Here is an 18,745-nt window from a genome sequence, read left to right as displayed (position 1 = left end):
AGGGGCATGTGGATAAGCCTGTGGATACTTAAGGGGACAAGCGCGGCTGATGGGCTTAAAACCCTTAAGGCGTCTGTGGATCGTTAAAAGTGCAGCTTTCGGTTGTCCCCATCCACACCCTGTTTAAAACCCAGGAAACGCACACACCGTGAACAGGGCTTAACCGCGGATCCGCACGGCAAACAAGGGTTATCCACAGTTTCCACAGCAGTTATTAACACTACGAATCCCAAAAAATTGAAGTCCCTCAAACAACAAGACCTGTCCCGGGAACCACAAACAGGGCCGGCCGGCCCGCAGGGGCCTGGTGGAGGTATTGGGGGATGGGTTAATCCCCGCGGTTGCGGCTAAGCTGTCAGCAGCGCTCCCATCCCCGGTGTGGCCTGTGGTTTTCGTCTGCGTGAACCATGCACCTGCCGGAGATGAAGCATCCTCTTTCCGGGGTTCCTCCAGCAGCATCCTGGAACGCACACACAGAAGCAATGAAAGGCGGCACCCTTCCGTGAAGTTCAGAGTTGATCGGGACGTCCTGGCAGAAGCCGTCACCTGGACAGCCCGGTCCTTGTCTCCGCGGCCGCCCGTTCCGGTCCTGTCCGGTTTGCTGTTGAGGGCCGAAGCGGGAACCGTCAGCCTGTCGAGCTTCGACTACGAAACGTCTGCGCGCCTTGAGATCGCCGCCGACATCCGTGATGAAGGCACCATCCTGGTCTCGGGCCGCCTGCTGGCAGATATCTGCCGCAGCCTTCCTTCGGCACCCGTCGACGTCGAAACCGACGGCAACAAGGTGACCCTCACCTGCCGCCGAAGCAGCTTCCACCTGGCCACCATGCCTGAAGCCGAGTACCCGCCGCTGCCCGCACTGCCGGCCATCAGCGGCACGGTACCCGGGGATGCCTTCGCGCAGGCTGTTTCCCAGGTGACCATCGCCGCCAGCAAAGACGACACCCTCCCCATCCTCACCGGCGTCCGGATGGAGATCGAAGATGACCTGATCACCCTCCTGGCAACAGACCGCTACCGCCTGGCCATGCGGGAAGTGCCCTGGAAGCCGGTCACGCCGGGCCTTTCCACCAGCGCCCTGGTCAAGGCCAAGACCCTCAACGAAGTTGCCAAAACCCTGGGCAACAGCGGTGACATCAACCTCGCCCTTTCGAACGACGACAGCCGCCTGATCGGCTTCGAAAGCGGAGGACGGACCACCACCTCGCTGCTGGTGGACGGCGACTACCCCAAGATCCGCTCGCTTTTCCCGGAATCCACCCCCATCCATGCCACGGTGCAGACCCAGGAACTGGTGGAAGCGGTCCGTCGTGTATCCCTCGTCGCCGAACGGAACACGCCCGTACGCCTCGCCTTCACGGACGGCCTGCTGAACCTGGATGCCGGGACCGGTGAGGATGCCCAGGCATCCGAGGAACTCGAAGCCCAGCTTTCCGGCGATGACATCACGGTGGCCTTCAACCCGCATTACCTCGTGGAGGGGCTAAGCGTGATCGAAACCAGGTTCGTCCGTTTCTCCTTCACCTCGGCCCCCAAACCGGCAATGATCACCGCCCAGGCCGAAGCCGACGGCGAGGACCAGGATGACTACCGCTACCTCGTGATGCCGGTCCGCCTCCCCAACTAGGTCGCGCCAACTGTCGTTTTGGGCCGCCAAAACGACAGTTGCTGCTACCCAGTCGGGCAACCCCACCCGTTCCCGCGCAGAAAAGAGTTCCATCGTGCACATTGGACTGATCGGCCTTGGCAAAATGGGATTCAACATGCGCGAGCGGCTGCGCAAGGGCGGCGTTGAAGTTATCGGCTACGACCGCAACCCGGATGTCACCGACGTCGCTTCAGTGGACGAACTGCTGGCCGCCGTTTCCGCACCCCGGCTCATCTGGGTGATGGTTCCGGCCGGTCCTGTAACCGACACGGTGATCACCGAACTTGCCGGCAAGCTGGACCAGGGCGACCTGGTCATCGACGGCGGAAACTCACGCTTCACCGAAGACCAGAAGCACGGGGAACTCCTTGCAGCCAAGGGCATCCGGTTCGTTGACTGCGGCGTGTCCGGCGGTGTGTGGGGCCTGCAGAACGGCTATGGCCTGATGGCCGGCGGCGATGCGTCCGACATCGAGCGCGCATTGCCGGTCTTCGATGCACTGCGCCCGGAAGGTGAACGGGCGGACAGTTTCGTGCACGTGGGAGGCATCGGGGCCGGGCACTACGCCAAGATGGTCCACAACGGCATCGAGTACGGGCTGATGCAGGCCTACGCCGAGGGCTACCAGCTGCTCGCTGCCAAGGACATCATCAGCGACCTCCCCGGCACCTTCCGCGCCTGGCAAAAGGGCACGGTTGTCCGTTCGTGGCTGCTGGACCTGCTGGTCAAGGCGCTGGAGGAAGACCCCGGCCTGCAGAATATCGACGACTACGTCGAGGATTCAGGTGAAGGACGCTGGACTGTGGAGGAAGCGATCGCCAATGCGATTCCTGCTCCTGCCATTACTGCCGCACTGTTCGCCCGCTTCGAGTCCCGTGAGGACAGCTCGCCGGCCATGAAGATGGTGTCAGCCCTCCGGCACCAGTTCGGCGGCCACGCAACCCGTCCCGCCAAGTAGCACCCACCGGGGACCGCTGCCGTCCCCAGAATTGCCGAAACCCGCGTGTATCTGGAACATCTCTCCCTGACCGACTTCCGCAGCTACGCCCAGGTGGACCTTGCCCTTGGTCCCGGGGTGACCGTCCTGGTGGGCTGCAACGGCATCGGCAAAACCAACCTGATGGAAGCGATCGGGTACCTGGCCACGCTAAGTTCCCACCGGGTCAGTTCGGATGCCCCGCTCCTGCGGTTCGGCACGGACCGCGCCCTCGTCAGGGCGCGGCTGGTCCGGGGCGGCCAAACAACTGTCCTGGAACTGGAAATCAATGCCACCCGGGCCAACCGGGGCCGGATCAACCGGAGTAACCCGGTGCGGGCGCGTGACCTGCTGGGAATCCTGCAGACGGTCCTTTTCGCCCCCGAGGACCTGGCCCTGGTGAAGGGCGATCCGTCAAACCGCCGGCGGTTCTTGGACGAGCTGCTGGCCAGCCTTGTACCGCACCACGCCGCCACCCGCAGTGACTACGACCGGGTATTGAAACAGCGCAACGCCCTGCTCAAGTCGGCCCGGGGCGGCAAGTTCACGGCGGGACACGAGGCGACCCTCGAGGTATGGGACCAGCACATGGCGCGGGCAGGCGCCGAGCTGCTGCACGCGCGGCTGGAACTTGTGGAACGCCTGCGGCCGCATCTGGCCCGGGCGTATGCCGGGCTCACCGACGCATCGAAGCCTGCTGACGCCACCTACCGTTCCACCCTTCAGAACCAGATGGACGACGACGGCGTCCCCCTGCCAGGAGCGTCTCCCGCCGGAGTGCCGGGTCCTGCGGGCATGGAGGACCTGCGTTTGCTTTCCGTTGAGCAGCTCACCGAGCGTTACGTGCGGGCTTTTGCCGCCGCCCGCAAAAAGGAACTGGAACGGGGCATCTCACTTGTGGGTCCGCACCGCGACGACGTCGAGCTTGTCCTGGGCCAGGCGCCCGCCAAAGGCTACGCCTCGCACGGGGAGACATGGTCCATGTGCCTGTCCCTGCGCCTTGCCTCCTACTACGTGATGTTGGACGACACACGTACCGGCGGCTCAGCCCCCATCCTGATCCTGGACGACGTTTTCGCCGAACTGGATGTGCAGCGCAGGCGTAAACTGGCGGCGATAGTTTCCGGCGCGGAACAGGTCCTGGTGACCGCCGCCGTCGACGCCGATATCCCGGAGGAGTTGTCCGGCCGGCGGGTGAAAGTCATCCCGGGAGGTATTGATGAGCAGGGAGAATGACCAAGGCGGCGGCCTGCAGCCCGGCCGGGACCCCGACCGTATCGACGCCCCGGCGGCCGCGCTGAACAGGATGCGTGAAGCTGCAGCCGCGCGCGGCGAGATCCGCAGGAAGCCGGCACGCCCGGGGGCCCAAAAAAACAGGGGCGGAATCCGGGACACCCGCGGCTTCAGCCAGTTTCACTCCAGCGGCCGCGATCCGCTGGGCCTGGGCAAAGTAGTGGGCAGGCTGATAGCGGAACGGGGCTGGACTTCACCGGTGGCAGTCGGATCCGTGATGGCCGAGTGGGCTGCGCTCGTGGGGCCCGACATCTCCGCCCACTGCACCCCCGAAAGCTTCACGGATACCACCCTGCACGTCCGCTGCGATTCAACAGCCTGGGCCACGCAGCTCAGGCTGCTGAGCAACAGCCTGCTGGAAAAGTTCCGCGTGGAACTGGGGGACGGAGTGGTCACCAGCATCCAGGTGCTTGGTCCCGCGGCTCCCAGCTGGCGCAAGGGAGGGCGTGCCGTAAACGGCCGCGGCCCCCGCGACACCTACGGGTAAAGCCGCCGCCGGACGCTCAAGTATGCGCGGAGAATGCGTCCCTTGCGCGTCACCACGGACGGAATTGTGGATGCCTGGTTAGTGGCTTTCCGGCTCCTGGAACTCCTGCGGGACAGCAGCGGGATCGCCGTCGGGCGCGAGGAACACGTGGATATGCTCTCCGCCCGCTTCAACAGTAAGGGTATCCAGTTGTGCTGCTCCGGCCTGCCAGAGGTGTACCGCAGCTTCCCGTTGATCCGCCACGGCGGCAGTTAGCAGCCCGTGTTGGTCAGCGGGTGCATCGAGAAGATGGTGGTAGCTCGCGGCCGCCGACTGGAGCAGGTTTGCCGCACCGAGGAATGCTGCCCGCGTCACCGTCTGCTCACTTGTGCCTTCCGGAACTGCTTCCAGCGCGGAGGCCGCGAGTGCCAGGCCCTCGTTCCACTGATCCACGTCGCCACTGCGTGCCGGCTGTGCACTCTTGCCGGTATCCACCGGAACGGCGGAAGCGAGGCCCCGCAAAACGCCGGCCAGATGTTCCTGCGCCTCCTCGGCTGCGGCAGCCAGGTCCGCGTTGATAGCAGTCCGCTCCCGGGCCTGGCCTTCTGCGAGCTTGTCCGCAACTGCTTCGATCGAAGTGGTGTCGGGAGCATCATGGGTCAGCCCGGTGCGCCCCGAAACCAGTGCGCCGGTCACTGCGATGAGGACTGCCGCCATGGCCGCTACGGTCAGAATTCGTGTTTTGCGGGAAAGACGGGAATAACGGTTCAAGAGGATCGACTACCTTTTGCGGGCCCATGGGTGTTGAGAATTTCTGCACGCATCAGTGGCTGTGCGGCGGGAGACAGGTGTTCTGCAGCCGTGGCGCCTGCCAAGCCGGCCCGTAGCTTGGCGGCCAGCCTGGCAGGCGCCCTGGTCACTGCAGTTCGCTCTGCCAGGTTTGCAGATCGCGCACCTTGCCGAGCAGCAATTCATAAGCTTTGGAATTGTTGTCGATGTGGGCGCGGACCTGAGCCACGGCTGCGTTTAGTTTGTCTGCGGAATCGGCATGCAGGCCGGCGTCCGCGAGCTCCTGGGCTTTGTCCAGCTGCTTAGTGAGCTGATCGGCTGCCTTCATTGAGATTCCATTTTCGGCAAGCAGCTCTGACGTCAGCGCGTCAACCTCGGCCCAGGTGACACAGTTCCCGCCACCGCTTACTGCGCCGGCAGACCATGCGATGCCGCCCAACAGGTGCTTAAGGAAATCCGGATCAGCATACGATGCTTCCGTATGACCTCCGCCGGTGTACCAGGAGCGGGCGCCCTCAAAATTGTGGCACCAGGACAGGGGGTGGTCTGCGCCCATGGCGCCGCCGCGGGCCTTATAGGTTGTTTCGTCAAGGCTGGTGAGGACGCGAACGGAATCGCGGGGGCTTTGCGTGAAGTTGTACCACTCATCAAACCGCGTCCACGTCTCTCCCAGATGCCCGGTCGAAGGATGGGTTCCGTCTTCGACGACCTGGACGGCAAGTTGTTGCTCAGGATGGCTGACAAAGCGGGCACCGCCGCCGGTGAGTTCGCTGTACCAGGGAATAGTGTGCATGGAATCCGTGGCTGCATGGACTCCGGCAAACCCGCCACCAGCGCGGATGTAGCCCTGGAAAGCGGCAAGCTCGCCCTGATTAAGCAGCGTCGGCTTGGCAGGATCCAGGTTGTTGGTGCCGTCGACGGTGGAAACGAAGACTATCGTTTCGTACTTGGCAAGGTCTGAGGCAGTGGTGAAAGGCGTGGTCGGTAGAGTCCGTTCGGGCTGCCCCTGATTCCTGGCCGAGGTAGGCGGGTCCCAGACATCGACGTCGAACCCGTTTGCCTCGCCCAGGGCGATGATTGCCGTGGTCGCCTCATCGATGCTGCTGTGGCGGAAGCCCGTGGTCTTCCCAACCACGAGTACGTCATAGTCCTGCGCCACCTCGGCCCGTTCGGAAACGGGATTGGCCTGTGCAGGAGTGATGGCGAGGGCCGGAACAACGAGTGCCGTCCCAATCAGCCCGAGAGTTGCCTTACTGATGTTTCGCTTCATTGCGCTCCTCTTGTAGGCGGTGTCCCGGCTCATTGCGGACGGACGGGCACCGGAGTCCGGGGGCTATTCGCGGTCACAACCTCGCCGGTTCCAGCCGTAAAAGGATTGGTGTTCCACCCCTTCTTCAGTAAACACAGGAAAGATGGCGATTTCTATCGTTTTAAATGACATTTTCTTTCGAAATAAATTGGAACCCCGTCATTAGTGGTCACCCACTTAGACCGTCAAGATAGCCACTTATAGTGGCACATCGACATATCTGTGGTTTTTTAGCGTTTTCCGGCGGTGTTCTGGTTCCCGCACCCGGCAGTTCTGGTAGCACCGCAGGACCAGTCCCTGGTTCCCCCTTTCAGACATGCGGCGACGGCGTGTAGAGCGCCGTAAAGGCCGGTGGGCGTATAGGCACCCGGAGGCCGCACCGCTAACGCACCCTAGGTGCGGTCAGTGGCCTCCCAATGGGCATACTGGCGTTCGCCGAGAGCGGTTGAATGCAGGGAAATGGAGCCCCACGCGTTAGAATCGTTGTAGATAACTGGGCGCCGGTGAAACGTTGACTGAGTCCGTTTTCCGTGCGCTACCGGCACGCGGACCGCGGATCCCTCCGTCAACAAGCCACCTGCGCTACATGTTTATGTCTGCTGGCAGATGACTATCCCGAGGAGACGGGCGAGGAGTCGGCCGGCCACCATTGAGAACAGAGGAGTCGACAGCGCCTGTGGCTAACGACAATACAGATATTCTGGCAGCTGAAAAAGCGGTCGAGGATGCCCCCACGCCTGACACCCCCGCCGGCGAATCAACCCCGCGTGAATACGGCGCCAGCGACATCACTGTCCTTGAAGGTTTGGAAGCCGTCCGCAAACGCCCGGGCATGTACATCGGCTCCACAGGCCCGCGCGGCCTTCACCACCTGGTGTACGAAGTGGTGGACAACTCTGTCGACGAGGCACTGGCCGGCTACTGCACCCATATCGAGGTAGTCCTGCAGGCCGACGGCGGCGTCAGGGTTGTGGACGACGGCCGCGGAATTCCTGTGGACATGCATCCCACCGAGCACAAGCCCACGGTGGAAGTGGTCATGACCATCCTGCACGCAGGCGGCAAGTTTGGTGGCGGCGGATATGCCGTGTCCGGCGGCCTGCACGGCGTGGGCATTTCCGTGGTCAACGCGCTGTCCACCCGGGTGGACACGGAGGTCCGGCGCCAGGGCTACGTCTGGCGGATGTCCTTCGCCAACGGCGGCAAGCCGCAGGGCAGCCTGGTCAAGGGCGAAAAAACCGACCACACCGGAACCAGCCAGACGTTCTACCCGGATCCGGAGATCTTCGAGACCACCGAGTTCGACTTTGAGACACTCCGTGCCCGCTTCCAGCAGATGGCCTTCCTCAACAAGGGCCTGCGCATCACGCTGACCGATGAGCGCGCCCCGGTTGAGGATGAGGCCGACGCCGACCTGGACCTGGACGGCATTGCCACCGAGGGTGAGGTCAGCGCCGAACACCGGACAGTGGTGTACCAGTACAAGGAAGGCCTGCTGGACTACGTCAAGCACCTGAATTCCGGCAAGAAAGTGGACGTGGTCCACGAGGACGTCATCGCGTTCGAGACTGAGGACACCGAACGCCGGATCGCCCTGGAAATGGCCATGCAATGGACCAGCGCCTACTCCGAAAGCGTCCACACCTACGCCAACACCATCAACACCCATGAGGGCGGCACGCACGAAGAGGGTTTTCGTGCCGCGCTGACCTCCTTGGTCAACCGCTATGCCCGCGAAAAGGGCATCATCAAGGAAAAGGACGACAACCTCACCGGCGACGACATCCGTGAGGGACTGACCGCCGTCATCTCCGTCAAGCTTTCCGAGCCCCAGTTCGAAGGCCAGACCAAGACCAAGCTCGGCAACTCCGAGGTCAAGGGCTTCGTCCAGCGCGTGGTTACCGACAGCCTTGGCGACTGGCTGGAACGCAATCCCGGCCCGGCCCGGGACGTGATCCGCAAGGCTATCTCGGCTGCCCAGGCGCGCATGGCGGCACGCAAGGCCCGTGACAACGCCCGCCGCAAGAGCCCGCTGGAATCCTTTGGCATGCCCGGCAAGCTTTCGGACTGCTCCTCCAAGGATCCGGAGAAGTGCGAGGTCTACATCGTGGAGGGTGACTCGGCTGGCGGTTCCGCCAAGCGTGGCCGCAATCCGGAAACCCAAGCTATCCTGCCGCTGCGCGGCAAAATCCTGAACGTGGAACGAGCCCGCCTGGACAAGGCCCTGGGCAACGCCGAAGTGCAGTCCATGATCACCGCTTTCGGCACGGGTATCGGCGAGGACTTCGACCTTTCGAAGCTCCGGTACCACAAGATCGTCCTGATGGCCGATGCCGACGTGGACGGCCAGCACATCACCACGCTGCTGATGACCCTGCTGTTCCGTTACATGCGGCCCCTGATCGAAAACGGCTATGTCTACCTGGCGCAGCCGCCGCTGTACCGGATCAAGTGGTCCAACGCGGCGCATGACTACGTCTACAGTGACCGGGAACGCGACGCTAAACTCCTTGCCGGCCAGGCCGCGGGACGCCGGATCCCCAAGGACAACGGCATCCAGCGCTACAAGGGCCTCGGCGAGATGGACTACACCGAGCTGTGGGACACCACCATGGACCCGGATAACCGGACGCTGCTGCAGGTCACCATGGACGACGCCCTGGCCGCCGACCAGCTCTTCTCCATCCTGATGGGCGAGGACGTGGAATCGCGCCGCAACTTCATCCAGCAGAACGCCAAGGACGTCAGGTTCCTGGATATCTAGAGCCGCGCTCGACATATCCAGAAACCGACATATACCTGAAACGGAAAAATAAATGAGCGACCAGACACCCGAGAACCCGGCGGATGAGCCCGGTACTCCGGAAACCGTTCTTGAAGGCGACGTGCTGATCGACCGCGTGGAGCAGGTGGACCTGCAGACGGAGATGCAGCGGTCCTACCTGGACTATGCCATGGCCGTCATCGTCGGGCGCGCCCTCCCCGATGTCCGTGACGGCCTCAAGCCGGTCCACCGGCGCGTGCTCTATGCGATGTTCGACGGCGGCTACCGCCCCGACCGGGCGTTCAACAAATGCGCCCGTGTGGTGGGCGAGGTCATGGGCCAGTACCACCCGCATGGCGACACCGCCATCTACGACGCCCTGGTGCGCCTGATCCAGGATTGGACCATGCGCTACCCGCTGGCGCTCGGGCAGGGAAACTTCGGCTCCCCGGGCAACGACGGCGCCGCGGCCCCGCGGTACACCGAAACCAAGATGGCCCCGCTGGCCATGGAGATGGTCCGCGATATCGACGAGGAAACCGTCGACTTCCAGGACAACTACGACGGCAAGAACCAGGAACCCACCATCCTGCCGGCAAGGTTCCCCAACCTGCTGGTCAACGGTTCGTCCGGCATCGCCGTCGGCATGGCCACGAACATCCCGCCGCACAACCTGAGGGAAGTGGCCGACGGCGTCCAGTGGTACCTGGCAAACCCCGGCGCCAGCCGGGAGGACCTGCTGGAGCAACTCCTGTTGCGCGTCAAGGGCCCCGACTTCCCCACAGGTGCAACCATCCTTGGCCACAAGGGCATCGAGGACGCCTACCGGACAGGCCGCGGCTCCATCACCATGCGCGCCGTTGTGAACGTCGAGGAACTCCAGGGCCGCACCTGCCTGGTTGTCACCGAACTGCCGTACCAGGCAAACCCGGACAACCTGGCCATCAAGATCGCCGAACTGGTCAAGGACGGCAAGATCCAGGGCATCGCCGACCTCCGCGACGAGACCTCGGGCCGCACCGGCCAGCGGCTGGTCATCGTCCTGAAGCGCGACGCCGTGCCCAAGGTTGTGCTCAACAACCTGTACAAGCACACCGAGCTGCAGAGCAACTTTTCCGCCAACATGCTGGCCATCGTCGACGGGGTGCCCCGCACCCTGAGCCTGGATGCGTTTATCCGGCACTGGGTGACCCACCAGTTGGACGTCATCGCACGGCGTACCCGCTACCGCCTCCGCAAGGCCGAGGAGGAAGCGCACATCCTGCGTGCCCTGCTCAAGGCACTGGACATGCTGGATGAGGTCATCGCCCTTATCCGCGCCTCCAGCACCACCGAAGCGGCACGCGACGGCCTGATGGAATTGCTGGACATCGACGAACTGCAGGCCCGGGCCATCCTGGACATGCAGCTGCGCCGCCTCGCCGCCCTGGAACGGCAGAAGATCCAGGACCGGCATGCCGAACTCGAAGCGCTGATCGCCGAATACAACGAGATCCTTGGGTCCGAGCAGCGCCAGCGGGAAATCATCAGCACGGAGCTCGGCGAAATCGTTGACAAGCACGGCGACGACCGGCGCACCAGGATCCTGATGGGCTACGACGGCGACATGTCCATGGAGGACCTCATCCCCGAAGAGGAGATGGTGGTTACCATCACCCGCGGCGGCTACGTCAAGCGGACACGCAGCGACAACTACCGTTCGCAGCAGCGCGGCGGCAAGGGCATCAGGGGCGCCCAGCTGCGCGGTGACGACGTGGTGGAGCACTTCTTTGTCACCACCACCCACCACTGGCTGCTGTTCTTCACGAACCTGGGCAGGGTGTACCGGGCCAAGGCCTACGAGCTGATGGAAGCCGGCCGCGACGCCAAGGGCCAGCACGTGGCAAACCTGATGGCGTTCCAGCCGGATGAACACATCGCCCAGGTGCTGGACCTCAGGGATTACCAGCAGGCACCGTACCTGGTGCTCGCCACCAAGCGCGGCCTGGTGAAGAAGACCCGGCTGGAGGACTACGACACCAACCGCTCCGCAGGCGTGATCGCCATCAACCTCCGCGACGGCGACGAACTGGTCTCCGCGCAGCTGGTGTCCGAGACCGATGACCTGTTGCTGGTTTCCCGCAAGGGCCAGTCGCTCCGCTTCACGGCGACCGAGGACGCCCTGCGCCCCATGGGCAGGGCAACGTCAGGCGTCACCGGCATGAAGTTCCGCGAAGACGACGAACTCCTGGCCATGAACGTGGTTACGGACGGCTCGTTTGTGTTCATCGTGACCGAGGGAGGTTACGCCAAGCGCACTGCGGTGGAGGAATACCGGCTCCAGGGCCGCGGCGGCCTGGGCATCAAGGTGGCGAAGCTTGCCGAGGAACGCGGCGATCTCGTAGGGGCACTCATTGTCCAGGAGGAGGATGAAGTGCTCGTGGTCATGGAAGGCGGCAAGGTTGTCCGGTCCTCCGTGGCCGGCGTACCCGCCAAGGGCCGGGACACCATGGGCGTGATCTTCGCCAAGCCGGACAAGAATGACCGGATCATCGAAGTGGCACGCAACAGCGAACGCGGCCTTGAGGGCGAAGAATCAGCGGACGATGACGTAACGTTGGCTGAAGGTGGCGGGACCACTGGGGAATCCGCCGAGCCAGGAATGGCAGAAGAATCACCGGCCGTTGAGTCAGAGGACGCCTCGGGCGACGCTGGGCCGAACGAAGACACCACGGAGGTAACGAGTGAGTAATTCCGACTCATTTCCCAAGCCGAACACCACTGTTCCCGACGGAAACCGGCCTTCGGCTGCACCCCGTGTGAACGCCCCCGTTCGTCCGCAGCAGCGTCCCGCGGCACCCGCCAACGCGCCGGGGCAGCGTCCGGCTGTTCCCGGCCAGCGCCCCGCGGGCGAACGGCCGGCCCCCGGGCAGCCGGGCCAGCGGCCCGCCCAGGGCCCCCGCCCCGCCGGCGCAGGACAGCGTCCCGCAGGTGCGCCAGCGCCGGGTGCCCCCGGCCTGGTCAAGCCGGCACCCAAGGCAAAAGTGCGCCGTGCGCGGCTGCTGGTCAGCAAGGTGGACCCCTGGTCCGTCCTGAAGATGGCCTTCCTGCTCTCCGTGGCCCTGGGAATCGTCACCGTAGTGGCCGCCATCGTCCTGTGGACTGTCCTCGACCTCACAGGCATCTTCGACCAGGTGGACAGCCTGCTCGGCACCCTGGCCGGCACCGAGGGTGGAGGCTTCGAGCTGAAGAAGGTGGCGTCGCTGGGGCAGGTGGCATCCTTCGCCACCATCATCGCCGTGGTCAATGTGGTACTGCTGACCGCGCTGTCCATGCTCTCCGCGGTCTTGTACAACATCTCGGCCACCCTGGTGGGCGGCATCGGGGTCACGCTCACCGACGACTAGGACCCGCTTCCGCCGGCCCCAGACCCGCGGAAAGCGCCGATTTGAGATCGGGCCGGGATGTGCTGTAGAGTCATGTCTCGGCCCGATGAGGCATCGGGGCGTATAGCTCAGGCGGTTAGAGCGCTTCGCTGATAACGAAGAGGTCCCAGGTTCAAGTCCTGGTACGCCCACGGAACCTGTGCAGGTTCAAAGGAAGGCCTGGCCGGGGTAACCCGCAGCCAAGCCGGAACGGGGAGCATGTGAAAAAGTTGCTGGTCATCGCAGCTGCAATCGCAGGCGTCCTGGTCTACCGCAAGGCACAGGAATCCGAAGCCCGGAAAGATGTCTGGAGCAAGTCAACCGACTCGGTGGACTAGCCCGGAACCCGGCAGGAGGCTGGTAAACGGTTCTTCGGTTCTAGGGTAAGATGGACGGGTTGCTTCTTATGGGGGCATGGCGCAATTGGTAGCGCACCTGCTTTGCAAGCAGGGGGTTAGGGGTTCGAGTCCCCTTGCCTCCACCATGGGAAAGTCCCGGTCCGCGGAAACGCGGGCCGGGACTTTTGCTTTGCCCATTAACTGCCACCAAGCACCATAGGGTTGAACAGTGACTTTCTTCATCGCGGCAATGGGTGTCCTGGGCGTTGCTTCCTCCGGTCCGCTGATTGCAGCCACGCTGGGCGCCACGAGTGTTACCGCCTTGGCCATCGCGTTCTGGCGCAATGCGATTGCCGCAGCCGTGATGGCCACGCCCACCCTGGTCCGCCAGCCCCGCCAGTTCGGAGCCATCACCCGCTACGAGTTCCGCTGGTCATTGGTTGCCGCCGTTGCACTGGCACTGCACTTCGCCTGCTTCATCACGTCCCTGCAGTTGACTTCCGTTGCGGCGGCCACTGCGCTGGTCTGCCTCCAGTCCGCGTGGATTGCCGTGTTCCAGCTCTTCCGCGGTATCCGGCACCGCTGGCAGGTCCTGGCAGGCCTGGGCACTGCTTTCGGCGGGGTGGTGGCCATCACCGGTTTCGACATGGGATCGTCCCCGGAGGCACTGCTGGGTGACCTGCTGGCCCTTGCCGGCGGCGCACTGGCCGGACTTTATACCCTGGCCGGGGGCAAGGCCCGCCAGAGCATGAGCACGGGCACCTACACCACCCTTTGCTATGGGTTCTGCGCGGTCCTGGTAGCGTTGATGGCCCTGCTGGCGGGACAGCCCCTCGCAGGCTTCGATGCGGGCGGCTGGCTGGGCATCGCAGCGATCACGGTCTGCGCACAGCTGGTGGGGCACACCGCGTTCAATCACCTGCTGGCCACCATGAGCCCGCTCCTGGTGTCGATGATCATCCTCCTCGAGATTCCCGGCGCGGCACTGCTCGCGGCGGTGTTCCTCGGGGAAACCCTGCCAGCCGGCACCTATGCCGGGCTCGGCCTCATCCTGGCGGGACTCGCCGTCGTCGTGCTGGGCCAGAAGCCCGGGAGGGCTGGAAGGCGCGGGATGGAGGAGCGCCGGGACGAGCCGCCGTCGGAACGCCTGGCGGAGCTGGGAACAGACTGACCGATCCGTTCCAGGAAGGGACTACTGCCCTCCGCGCCGGACGGGCTGCGCCGTGTTCACCGTGTGGATGGCCCGGAGGATCTTGGCCGGGAAGTAGACCGAGAAGAAGACCACCATCGGCGCCTTCAACGCCATTTTCTTGACGTTGTGCGCCTTGTACGTGCGGTCAAAGCGCGTAACGTAATAGCGGTAGTCCCGGGGGGAATCCTCCAGCCGGCGGGCTGACATACCGGACACCATCTGCGGGCAGTACTGGATTTTCAGGTCATGGTCCGCAAGGTGCAGGGACAAATCGATGTCCTCATGCATCTCGTCCTTTTCATCACGGCAGGTCTCGGACCGGATGGTATTCCACGCGGAGGCGCGCAGTGCCATGTTGGAGCCGAACAGGAAATGGTACTGGTGCTTGGCGAGTTTCAGCATAAGCTGGCGCATCTTGTCGTCCGCCTTGAGGCCGAACCTGCGCATGGGCATGTCGTAGTAGACCACCGGACCCGTGGCCGCCTGCACCGACTGGTCCAGGAAGGCCTTCTGCACCTGCTCCACCCAGTCCGGCTCAAGGACAGAGTCGGCATCGATGCGGCCCAGGACGTCACCGGTGGCGCTGTCCAGCCCGAAGTTGCGGGTGGGGATGAGGCCTTGTTCACGGTGCTGGCTCAGCAGGAGTATGGGGCTTTCGGGGTATTCGAGCTGCATCTGCCGGACGATGGCTGCGGTGCGGTCCTTGGACAGGTTGTCCACCACGATGATCTCGTGCGCCGGAACCGACTGGTAGATGGCAGCGATCAGGCACTGCCGGATGACGCTCTCCTCGTTGTACGCCGGGATGACAATGGACACGCGGGGCAGCTCGGCTGCGTCGTTCAAGGCATCCCCAAGAGGTTGATCGGCTGACATCAGTTCAAATCTAGCATCGCACCGCTGCGCCGCCCGGGAGGAAAAGAAGGCCTTCGGGCAGGCCGCGCAAAGAACATGAAGACGGCGGAAGGGGCCCCGTTCAGCGAACGGGACCCCTTCCGGCATATTTTCACGAGGCTAAGCCTGGCTGTTGCCCTTGTCCCCGTTGCCAATGGATGACTTTGCGTCGGTGGCGAGCCTGGCAGTGGTTTCCGAAGCATCTTCGGCCACGTGCTTTGCCTTGTCAGCCGCGTCCTCCACCTTGTCCTTGACGGTGTCGGCTGCATCCGCCGTGGCGTCGGCGCCCACGGCGGCAGCGGAGGCCGTGGCATCGGCAGCCTTGTCCGCAGCGCTTGCGGCAGTGTCCTTGACGTCATTAACGGTGCTCGCCGGAACCGGCGCCGGCTTGGGGGTGACCGGTGACGGAGTCTTCCACGGGTCCTCCACCGGCTTGGAAGCCTTCCAGGCGGCAACGCCGGCGGCCACTGCGGCGGCAACAACCCCGAAGATCAGCCAGCCGCGCTGCTTCTTGGGCGGTTCCGGCTGTGCCAGCTGGATGCCGACGGCGCGGCCAGCCTCCGTTGCCGCTGCCTTCAGTTGGGTGCCGGTGTTCTGGGCCTGTTCCTGGATTATGTGGACGATTCCCACATCACCGAGCTTCTGGGCGACGGCGTCCACGCGGGCGGGTGTGTTCTCCAGCGTGCGGTGCACTGCTTCCGACGCCGTGCCGATCTGGTCCGAAAGCCGCGGCAGGTACTCCACTACAACGCGGTCCCGGGCGTTCAGGACAACCGGTGTTGCCTTGTCCAGCGCCTCGTGCAGCTTCGGCGAGGCGCCTTCCACGACGTAGTTGATCCTGGGGACCAGCTGCGCCAGCCCGTCCTGGATCCGGGGAGTCACAACGGCTACACCGTCTGCAAGGTTGTGCGCGGCGTTCTTCAGGCCCGCCTGGATCTTGGGAGATGCTGTGTCCAGGCCCTGCTGGAGACGGGGCACGGCCCAGTCCACGGCTGCTTCCACACGGGGGGCTGCCCATCCCTTGGCATTCTCGACGGCGCCGATGACTGACAGTTCAAGGTCACGGGCAATACGATCCGATTTCTTCACAACTACCTCCCGATTAATGTGACGGTCTGTGGTTAGCCTACGTGGCTTGGTCTTTACCGGCTATTCCCACCGCGGATTTCAGGGCGATTTCACCGAGCGCGGAACTGCTGCCGGGGCCGTACCCGGCAGGGACCGGCGTGGAAGAATGGGCCGTATGACTGCCATCGCAACTGCAAAAGCAACCATCCACACGAGCCTCGGCGACATCGTGGTTAACCTCTTCGGCAACCACGCGCCCAAGACGGTCAAGAACTTCATCGGCCTCGCCACCGGCGAGCAGGCGTGGACCCACCCCGAGACCGGCGAGGACAAGGCCGGCACCCCGCTGTACAACGGAACCATCTTCCACCGCATCATCAAGGACTTCATGATCCAGGCCGGCGACCCGCTGGGCCGCGGCACCGGCGGCCCCGGCTACCGGTTCGACGACGAGATCCACCCCGAACTGAACTTCAACCAGCCGTACAAGCTCGCCATGGCCAACGCCGGGATCCAGATGGGCAAGGGCACCAACGGTTCACAGTTCTTCATCACCACCGTCCCCACCGACTGGCTGCAGGGCAAGCACAGCATCTTCGGCGAGGTGGCAGACGAGGAATCCAAGAAGGTTGTTGACGCCATCGAGGGCGTGCGCACCGGCATGGGAGACCGCCCCGTAGAGGACGTCACCATCAACAGCATCGACATCGAGCAGCTGTAAACACCCCACCATGAGTTACGGAATTCCGTCGGCCGAGCCGTCCGCCCAGGTTCCGGTTTGCCCCCGGCACCCTGACCGGCCCTCCTACGTGCGCTGCCAGCGGTGCGGGCGCCCCGCGTGCCCCGACTGCCAGCGGGCGGCCGCCGTCGGATTCCAATGCGTTGACTGCGTCACTGACGCAAAAAGTACGACGCCGGAAGTACGGACGGTCTATGGCGGTGCCGTTGCCACGGGCAAGCCACGCGTAACGTTCGGCATCATTTCCGCCTGTGCAATCCTGTACGTCCTGCAGTGGGTCATCCCCAACGACGCCGTGTACCAGACCCTCGGCTTCGCCAACATCTATGCCGAACCCCGGTACGGCGAGTTTGAGCCGTGGCGGATGCTCACCGCCGCGTTCCTGCATTCACAGGGCTTTATCCTGCACATCGTGCTCAACATGTACATGTTGTGGGTGTTCGGCCAGGCACTGGAACCCCTGCTGGGACGCATCCGTTTCCTGGCCCTTTACCTCATCTCCGCGATCGGCGGATCCGTGGGTTACCTCCTGCTGACCCCCCTCTATGAACCGGGCATGCCCATCTACGGTGTGGTGGGCGCTTCCGGTGCCATCTTCGGGCTCTTTGGCGCCATGCTCCTGGTGCAGCGGCACCGCGGCGGCGACACACGGCAGCTGTGGGTACTGATTGCGATCAATGGCGTGATCGGCTTCCTGATCCCACAAATCGCGTGGCAGGCGCACCTCGGCGGCCTGGTGGCTGGCGGACTGTGCGCGGCGGTCCTCGCCTACACTCCCCGGGGGCCGCGCCAGGGAGTCCTCCAGGCGGCAGGACTGGCCGGCGTGCTTGTCCTGCTTGCCTTGGCAGCCTGGATCCGCGTCTCGGTGTAGCTGCCCGCACGGCTCGCGCGCTGACACTTGGAAAACCCCGGCCTTGTGCCGGGGTTTTGCTTTATCCACAGCCCTTTTCCACACTGTTGGTAACTTACACCTCTGTTATTCGTGCGCTTCGGGGACAGTACTGGCGGATCCTCGCGGTCCGGCCGGTGCCTTCCCCAAACGTTCTCCACACCTGTGGATAACTTCTGGGGAAACCCCTGTGTTTAAGTGGAGAAAGTCCACGCTTGAGGCGATCTTGTGGAAAAGCTCGGTAGCCACCCCCTTGACGGGGCTGATGGGGGCAGGTGCGGGGCGTCTTTCAACACCTTTATGCACACTGCTAATAAGAGACCAGGGTGTAGTTCCACGAGCTTGCTGCCTCGGCATGCCAGCACCCGGGCGTTTGAAGGGCGGAAATCGCCAACTTCTATCCACAACTGTGGATAACTTGTGGGTAATGCGGTGTTGGTAAGTGGATAAGCTTCTGGTGCCGTTGTTTTTGCCAAATTTCCCAGGAGGGCCTCCTTGAACGCCACCAGACACATCTTCCTGGACAAGCAGCACCCGGCCGTTTGGCGGGCCATCAACGGGCTGAGTCTGAAGGTCAAGGAAGCTGCAGCGGACGCCGGGATCGACGCAAAGACGCTGGAACTGCTCAACGTGCGGATCTCCCAGATCAACGGCTGCGCGTACTGTCTGGACGTCCACGTGAAAGATGCCCTCAAGGCCGGGGAAACGCAGCAGCGGCTGGCTGTGCTGCCTGCGTGGCGCGATACAGCCCTGTTCACTGACAAGGAACGGGGCGCCCTGGCCCTCGTTGAGAGCATTACCGAACTGCCCGCCCAGGAGATCCGGGAGCAGGAAGAAGGCTTTGCCCGCGGCTGCCTCACGGAGGAAGAGTTTTCCGTGGTGAGTTGGGTGGCCATCAGCATGAACGCCTTCAACCGGGTGTCCATCACCAGCCATCACCCGGTTCGCCGGGACCGGTGAGCCGGGCCAGCTTTAG

At 63.8% G+C, this 18,745-nt stretch carries 16 protein-coding genes and 2 tRNA genes; 14 read left to right on the top strand and 4 right to left on the bottom strand.

Annotation, left to right across the window (positions count from 1 at the left end; translation table 11 throughout):
- The first annotated feature begins 502 nt into the window (after positions 1 to 502).
- The 4 genes from dnaN (at position 503) to FDW83_RS07775 (ending at position 4,404) form a co-directional block, all read left to right on the top strand.
- On the top strand, positions 503 to 1,627 hold the full coding sequence (gene dnaN, locus FDW83_RS07790) for a DNA polymerase III subunit beta (RefSeq protein WP_138137192.1): 1,125 nt from the start codon (positions 503 to 505) through the stop codon (positions 1,625 to 1,627).
- 94 nt (positions 1,628 to 1,721) lie between these two features.
- Positions 1,722 to 2,606 (top strand): phosphogluconate dehydrogenase (NAD(+)-dependent, decarboxylating), encoded by an 885-nt coding sequence (gene gnd / locus FDW83_RS07785; protein WP_240720895.1) that lies wholly within the window; start codon positions 1,722 to 1,724, stop codon positions 2,604 to 2,606.
- Between the two features lie 45 nt (positions 2,607 to 2,651).
- Positions 2,652 to 3,860, top strand: a complete 1,209-nt coding sequence (gene recF / locus FDW83_RS07780) for a DNA replication/repair protein RecF (RefSeq protein ID WP_138137189.1) — start codon at positions 2,652 to 2,654, stop codon at positions 3,858 to 3,860.
- Positions 3,844 to 4,404, top strand: coding sequence for a DUF721 domain-containing protein (locus FDW83_RS07775; RefSeq protein WP_138137187.1), 561 nt, complete (start codon positions 3,844 to 3,846; stop codon positions 4,402 to 4,404). Before recF ends, FDW83_RS07775 begins: the two co-directional genes overlap by 17 nt.
- Before the next feature lie 78 nt (positions 4,405 to 4,482).
- On the opposite strand, the gene FDW83_RS07770 is transcribed toward FDW83_RS07775, so the two are convergent.
- Together FDW83_RS07770 and FDW83_RS07765 are read right to left on the bottom strand one after the other, a co-directional pair.
- Complete coding sequence (locus tag FDW83_RS07770) at positions 4,483 to 5,100, bottom strand: hypothetical protein (protein ID WP_138137185.1); 618 nt, start codon at positions 5,098 to 5,100, stop codon at positions 4,483 to 4,485.
- Positions 5,101 to 5,299: 199 nt separating this feature from the next.
- A complete protein-coding gene (locus tag FDW83_RS07765; protein WP_171027489.1) occupies positions 5,300 to 6,442 on the bottom strand; it encodes a ThuA domain-containing protein in 1,143 nt (380 codons plus the stop codon).
- A gap of 715 nt (positions 6,443 to 7,157) precedes the next feature.
- On the opposite strand from FDW83_RS07765, the gene gyrB reads away from it, so the two are divergent.
- The 7 genes from gyrB to FDW83_RS07735 all read left to right on the top strand — a co-directional run bounded on the left by gyrB (position 7,158) and on the right by FDW83_RS07735 (position 14,158).
- The gene (gene gyrB, locus FDW83_RS07760) at positions 7,158 to 9,245 is read left to right on the top strand and encodes a DNA topoisomerase (ATP-hydrolyzing) subunit B (RefSeq protein ID WP_138137181.1); all 2,088 of its coding nucleotides are present in this window, start codon (positions 7,158 to 7,160) and stop codon (positions 9,243 to 9,245) included.
- Positions 9,246 to 9,297: 52 nt separating this feature from the next.
- Positions 9,298 to 11,976, top strand: a complete 2,679-nt coding sequence (gene gyrA, locus FDW83_RS07755) for a DNA gyrase subunit A (RefSeq protein WP_138137179.1) — start codon at positions 9,298 to 9,300, stop codon at positions 11,974 to 11,976.
- Positions 11,969 to 12,631: a DUF3566 domain-containing protein gene (locus FDW83_RS07750; protein ID WP_138137178.1), complete on the top strand. Its 663-nt coding sequence runs from the start codon at positions 11,969 to 11,971 to the stop codon at positions 12,629 to 12,631. Before gyrA ends, FDW83_RS07750 begins: the two co-directional genes overlap by 8 nt.
- 96 nt (positions 12,632 to 12,727) lie before the next feature.
- Positions 12,728 to 12,801, top strand: a tRNA-Ile gene (locus FDW83_RS07745).
- Positions 12,802 to 12,870: 69 nt separating this feature from the next.
- Positions 12,871 to 12,987: a DLW-39 family protein gene (locus FDW83_RS19405; RefSeq protein ID WP_240720894.1), complete on the top strand. Its 117-nt coding sequence runs from the start codon at positions 12,871 to 12,873 to the stop codon at positions 12,985 to 12,987.
- Positions 12,988 to 13,057: 70 nt separating this feature from the next.
- Positions 13,058 to 13,133, top strand: a tRNA-Ala gene (locus tag FDW83_RS07740).
- Between the two features lie 83 nt (positions 13,134 to 13,216).
- Complete coding sequence (locus FDW83_RS07735; RefSeq protein ID WP_138137176.1) at positions 13,217 to 14,158, top strand: DMT family transporter; 942 nt, start codon at positions 13,217 to 13,219, stop codon at positions 14,156 to 14,158.
- Positions 14,159 to 14,179: 21 nt separating this feature from the next.
- Here FDW83_RS07735 and FDW83_RS07730 read toward each other — a convergent pair whose 3' ends face one another.
- Both FDW83_RS07730 and FDW83_RS07725 read right to left on the bottom strand, forming a co-directional pair.
- On the bottom strand, positions 14,180 to 15,055 hold the full coding sequence (locus FDW83_RS07730; protein ID WP_138137174.1) for a glycosyltransferase family 2 protein: 876 nt from the start codon (positions 15,053 to 15,055) through the stop codon (positions 14,180 to 14,182).
- 138 nt (positions 15,056 to 15,193) lie between these two features.
- Positions 15,194 to 16,162, bottom strand: a complete 969-nt coding sequence (locus FDW83_RS07725) for a hypothetical protein (protein WP_138137172.1) — start codon at positions 16,160 to 16,162, stop codon at positions 15,194 to 15,196.
- Positions 16,163 to 16,316: 154 nt separating this feature from the next.
- On the opposite strand from FDW83_RS07725, the gene FDW83_RS07720 reads away from it, so the two are divergent.
- The 3 genes from FDW83_RS07720 (at position 16,317) to FDW83_RS07710 (ending at position 18,729) form a co-directional block, all read left to right on the top strand.
- Positions 16,317 to 16,862 (top strand): peptidylprolyl isomerase, encoded by a 546-nt coding sequence (locus FDW83_RS07720; protein WP_138137170.1) that lies wholly within the window; start codon positions 16,317 to 16,319, stop codon positions 16,860 to 16,862.
- 10 nt (positions 16,863 to 16,872) lie between these two features.
- On the top strand, positions 16,873 to 17,751 hold the full coding sequence (locus FDW83_RS07715) for a rhomboid family intramembrane serine protease (RefSeq protein ID WP_138137168.1): 879 nt from the start codon (positions 16,873 to 16,875) through the stop codon (positions 17,749 to 17,751).
- A 513-nt stretch (positions 17,752 to 18,264) separates the two neighbouring features.
- Positions 18,265 to 18,729: a carboxymuconolactone decarboxylase family protein gene (locus FDW83_RS07710; protein WP_138137166.1), complete on the top strand. Its 465-nt coding sequence runs from the start codon at positions 18,265 to 18,267 to the stop codon at positions 18,727 to 18,729.
- Positions 18,730 to 18,745: the final 16 nt, after the last annotated feature.

It is taken from the genome of Pseudarthrobacter sp. NamE2, from assembly GCF_005796205.1.
GTDB lineage: Bacteria > Actinomycetota > Actinomycetes > Actinomycetales > Micrococcaceae > Arthrobacter.
Note: the sequence above shows the minus strand (reverse complement) of the source record. Positions and strands in the feature narration are given on the sequence as shown.